4 protein-coding genes and 1 pseudogene are annotated in these 4,759 nt (G+C 71.0%); 2 read left to right on the top strand and 3 right to left on the bottom strand.

Going from position 1 to position 4,759, the window contains the following annotated elements; all coding sequences use genetic code 11:
* The first annotated feature begins 525 nt into the window (after positions 1-525).
* Together ACY45C_RS14580 and ACY45C_RS14575 are read left to right on the top strand one after the other, a co-directional pair.
* The gene (locus ACY45C_RS14580) at positions 526-2,340 is read left to right on the top strand and encodes a protein kinase domain-containing protein (RefSeq protein WP_462188155.1); all 1,815 of its coding nucleotides are present in this window, start codon (positions 526-528) and stop codon (positions 2,338-2,340) included.
* A gap of 116 nt (positions 2,341-2,456) precedes the next feature.
* On the top strand, positions 2,457-3,197 hold the full coding sequence (locus ACY45C_RS14575; protein ID WP_462188147.1) for an HNH endonuclease family protein: 741 nt from the start codon (positions 2,457-2,459) through the stop codon (positions 3,195-3,197).
* An 86-nt stretch (positions 3,198-3,283) separates the two neighbouring features.
* On the opposite strand, the gene ACY45C_RS14570 is transcribed toward ACY45C_RS14575, so the two are convergent.
* The 3 genes and pseudogenes from ACY45C_RS14570 to ACY45C_RS14560 all read right to left on the bottom strand — a co-directional run.
* Positions 3,284-3,634, bottom strand: a complete 351-nt coding sequence (locus ACY45C_RS14570; RefSeq protein WP_462188146.1) for a rhodanese-like domain-containing protein — start codon at positions 3,632-3,634, stop codon at positions 3,284-3,286.
* Between the two features lie 42 nt (positions 3,635-3,676).
* A complete protein-coding gene (locus tag ACY45C_RS14565; protein ID WP_462188145.1) occupies positions 3,677-4,522 on the bottom strand; it encodes a 1,4-dihydroxy-6-naphthoate synthase in 846 nt (281 codons plus the stop codon).
* A gap of 1 nt (position 4,523) precedes the next feature.
* Positions 4,524-4,759 (bottom strand): annotated as a pseudogene (locus ACY45C_RS14560) (futalosine hydrolase); the annotation flags it as partial.

The following is a 4,759-nucleotide window of genomic DNA, read 5'->3' as shown; positions in this document are numbered from 1 at the left end:
TGCACACCGCGACCTGGGCGCCAGGTTCCTCGTCGGACGCCGCCAGGTGGGTCCATCGAATCCGCTGTTCCCATCACATCAGCGACACCGACCGAGCCAGCCACATCAATCAGGATCCGGGCATGAGCCGAGATCGAGCCCTTCATCAGATTGGCCACACCGGTACGCACCGGTTCACGATGCCTCCTCGGTTGCGGCCTCATCCGCCGCGGCCTGCGCGCCGTGGCGGCAACACATTGTCGGGGAGCCGACCGGTCCCGTCGGCGGGGAGCCCGCGTGCGACTGGAAGCGTTGGCAGTGCGACAGACTGCAAACGTAGACCAGACCGAACCATGAGCAGCCCCGCAGCCGGCCGCGGTGGCATCGCCGAGGGCCGTCCCACCTCCGCTGATCGGCGGAGGGCACGGATCGGCGGTCGGAACGGGGCGTCGGATCGGGATTTAAGAGGCATTCGTGTGACAAGCAGTGGACAGCGGTCGTGATCACAGCCGTGCGGTGCTGACCGTGGCCGACAACGCCGCACGCATGGGTTCCGGCCGCTCCGAACCAGGTGATCCGCTCAATCCACACGAGCCCCGGTCGGTCGGCCCCTATGTTTTGCTCAGCCGGCTGGGGGTCGGCGGCATGGGCACGGTCTACCTGGCGAGGAACCGGGCCGGACGGCGGGTTGCCATCAAGGTCATCAGACCGGATCTGGCTGCCGACGAGGAGTTCCGCCGCCGGTTCCGGGCCGAGGTCGAAGCGGCACGCAAGGTCGCTCCCTTCTGCACCGCCGAAGTCCTGGACGCGGATCCGAATGCGCCCGCGCCGTACCTCGTCACCGAGTTCATCGACGGGGTCCGGCTGGACATGCAGGTCGACAAGGGCCCGCTGACCTCGTCGATCCTGACCGGACTGGCCGTGGGGGTCGCGACGGCGCTTACCGCGATCCACAGCGCAGGCCTCGTCCATCGGGATCTCAAGCCCAGTAACGTGATGCTCTCACTGTCCGGGCCACGTGTGATCGATTTCGGGATCGCGCAGGCCCTCGAGGGCGCGAAGGCGAAGCCCACGGCATGGGGCTTCGGCTCCGCCGGGTGGATGGCTCCCGAACAGGTGCACGGCCAGCCCATCGGTCCGGAGGCGGACGTCTTCGCCTGGGGCATCCTCATCGCCTACGCCGGTACCGGCCGCCACCCGTTCGGCGACGGTACGGACATCGACCTCGGCATGCGCATCGTCGGGTCCGCCCCGGACCTGCGTGGTCTGCCGCAGCCGCTGGTCGGCCTGGTCAGCGCGGCTCTGGCCAAGCATCCTGACGACCGGCCGAGCGCCCGGGACCTGCTGCTGCGGCTCATCGCGCAGCCACCCTCCCGCGGTACCGGTGCCATCGGCGAGGCGATGGGTCAGGCCGAGGAGTTCCTGAGCCGAACCGGCGAGGTGCCCCGCGCCGCGCCGACCCGGATCGGCGCGGCGACCTCGGTTCCCGCGCGTCAGGTCCCCTGGAACGCGGGCGCTCCCGCCGCCCGGGCGGGCCAGGGACCGGGACAACCACGCCAGGCACCACCGGGGCAGCCCGACGCGCACAGCCCGATGGGACGCCCCGGCCCGCGGCCCGCCCAGGTAGGCGCCCGCCCACCCGCGCAGCTGGGCGGGCGGATGGGCGGGCAGGTCCCCGGCGCACCGCCGGGGCCGTGGTCCGGCCAGGCTCCCGATCAGCACGGGCCGGTACCGGGTGAGCCCGGCGCACCGTACCCGCCCTTCGCCCAGCCGCCGGCGGCCCGCGGGCTCGATCGCAGGCGACTCGTCTGGATCGCCGCCATCGTCCTGAGCGCGCTGATCGCCATCGCGGTCGTGGTCAGCCTGCCCGGAAAGACCGGAAAGAGCGGCCAGAATGGTTCCGCGGAACAGCTGGCGGCCACAACCGCCCCGTCGCGCTCCACCGGTCCGAGCACGGCATCGGGTTCGGCCAGCGGCCTGAACCGCCCCGTCACGGATGGCCAGCTCGAGTTCATCGTGGATTCCTTCCGGTGCGGGCAGACCAAACTCGGTGACGGACTGCTCGCTCGGCACACGGACGGCCAGTTCTGCCTGGCCCACGTGACCGTGCGCAACCTCGGCGACTCCACCCGCACGCTGGTGACCTCATCCCAGTTTCTGTGGGACGGCGGCGGCGGCCGGCACAGCGCCGATTTCCTCGCCCGCCTCCAACTGAGTAACGAGGATCTGTGGGATTCGATCAACCCGGGTGACCTCAGGGCGGGCACCATGGTCTTCGACATCTCGCGGGAGGCCACGGCCCAGGAGTTGGAGTTGCACGACAATCCGGTGAGCGGAGGAGTCCGCGTTCCCGTCCCCTGACGGTGGCCGACCAGCCCGGCGGGCCGATTTCCAGTTAATGTCACCCTCGATCCGAACGGACCCGAAGCGGGGCGAGCACCCCCCACGGGTTCCGAACCGTCGAGGTGGGGAGTCCGGTGCGAAGAAGCGGTGTCGGTCCAGATCGTCGCGGACCCGGTCGACCCGGCGGAGCCGCGGCCCTCGCCGTTCTCGCCCTCATCGCCGGCCTGACCGGTTGCAGTGACCTTTCCGACCAGACCGGAACGTCCAACCAGGTTGGTGCCCCGACCGCCAGCGGCTCGGCGCTGAAGCTGCTCGCCACCCTTCCGATCAAAGAGGAGGACAACTCTCCCAGGTACCGCCGGGACGAGTTCGGGCCCGCCTGGTCGGACATCGACGACAACGGGTGTGACACCCGTAACGACATTCTGCGGCGAGATCTGCGCAGCACCACCATCCGCAGATCGGACGGCTGCACGGTGCTGACCGGTGAGCTCCGGGATCCGTACACCACCAGAATCATCCGTTTCGACCGTGGACGGAACTCCGCCAGCGTGCAGATCGACCACGTCGTCCCCCTGGCGGATGCGTGGCGGACCGGCGCGCTCAACTGGACCGCCCGGGAACGGCTCCAGTTCGCCAACGATCCGGAGAACCTGCTGGCCGTCGACGGTCCCACGAATCAGCGCAAGAGCGATCATGACGCCGCCGAATGGTTGCCGCCGAGCCCGGGGGAGCAGTGCCCCTACATCGCGCGCCAAGTGGGATTGAAGGCCCGTTACCGCCTGTGGGTCGTCCAGGCGGAGGCGGACGCGATGCGCGCCGTTCTCCAGAAGTGCCCGAACCAGCCGGCACTGGGGCTGACCCCGAGCGGCTGACCGGAAGCCCGCGGCGCCGGGTCATCCGAGAAATGCGGAGTAGCCGGCGGAGTCAGCCCGGGCCCGGCGGAGCCGGCCGGCGGTCCTCAGAGGACGGTGGGCGCGGCGCCGCTCTCGTTCACCATCGGGCGGCTGTGCGCCTGCCAGGAGAGCATCCCGTCGGTCAGGTTGCGGACCTGCCAGCCACCCTGCCTGAGGTAGTTGGTGACGGCGGCGGACCTGCCGCCCGAGCGGCACACCACGACGACCTCGCGTTCCCGGGGAACCTCGTCGAGCCGGGCGGCCAGTTCACGCATCGGGATGTGCAGCGCGCCGGCGATATGACCGGCGGACCACTCGTCGGGCTCCCGCACGTCCACCATCAGCGGGGCACCGTCCGCGGAAAGCTCGACCGGTAGCTCCGCGACGCCGACAGCCGGTATCTGATCGGTACTCACGTCTCCATCCTGCCATCAGGACCCTCCGAGGGGGCTCGCGATTCAGCGCAGCGGCCGCGGAAGCGCGGGGACGAGGTCGGCGTCGGCGGCGCGGGAGAGCAGGGCCTCGACGGCGGCGAACCCCTCGTCGCCGAGGTTGAGGCTGAACTCGTTGACGTACAGCTTGATGTGGGCGTCGACGACGTCGGGCGCCATCTCCTGGGCATGGGCGAGGACGTAGTCGGCGCTGGCGGCGGGATCGGCGAAGGCCGCGGCGACGCTCGCCCGCACCGCGGCGGACAGCGCCGGGCCGTCCAGCCCCCGGCGGGCGAGGATCGCGCCGAGCGGAATGGGCAGCGAGGTCTGGCCCTCCCACCAGTCGCCGAGGTCGACGAGCGCCGTCAGCCCATAGGACGGGTAGGTGAAGCGGGACTCGTGGATGACGAGCCCCGCGTCGTACGCGCCGTCGCGGACGGCGGGCATGATCTTCTCGAAGGGAAGCACGTCGGCGCTCGTCACGCCCTCGTCGGCCGCCCACAGCCGGAACAGCAGGTAGGCCGTGGTGCGGGTGCCGGGGATGGCGACCCGGGCACCGCGCAGGCCCGACCGCCCGGCGGTGAGGACGAGTGGGCCGCAGCCGCGGCCCAGGGCCCCGCCCGCCGTCAGCAGTTGGTACCCGGTGAGCAGCCACGGCAGGGCGGCGTAGGACACCTTGACGAGGTCGTCCCGCCCGTCGGCGGCCCGGGCGTTGAGGACGTCGATGTCGGCAAAGGCCACCGACACCTCGGGTGCTCCCGGGACGAGTCCGTGCGCGAGGGCATGGAAGGCGAATGTGTCGTTGGGGCAGGGCGAGATGGCGAGCGAGAGCGGACCTGGAAGGTGCGAGGTGGTCGCCCGGCCAGCACCCATCTCAGTGCTCTCCCGTCCCGTGGTGGCCGTTGTTCCCGTGGTGGCCGCGGGCACCCGGGTGCTCGGCCGGGATCGTGGTGGAGGCGTCCCTCGTAGTGGCCGCCGGTGCGGCCATCACCAGACCGTCCGGGTGGGCGACGAGTGCCGCGGCGGCCGTGTGGAGGCTGGCCAGCGCGACCGGCAGGTTCCAGTCGGACCGGTCCCGGCGCCCGACCGTGTTGCTGATGGTACGGATCT

Source organism: Frankia sp. CcWB2 (assembly GCF_977927585.1).
The sequence above is the reverse complement of the archived record's forward strand: the minus strand, read 5'-3'. Positions and strand labels throughout refer to the sequence as shown.

Coding starts and splice junctions, on each gene's coding strand:
- ACY45C_RS14580 (WP_462188155.1), top strand. CDS start 526: ATGGGTTCCGGCCGCTCCGAACCAGGTGATCCGCTCAATCCACACGAG.
- ACY45C_RS14565 (WP_462188145.1), bottom strand. CDS start 4,522: ATGGGTGCTGGCCGGGCGACCACCTCGCACCTTCCAGGTCCGCTCTCG.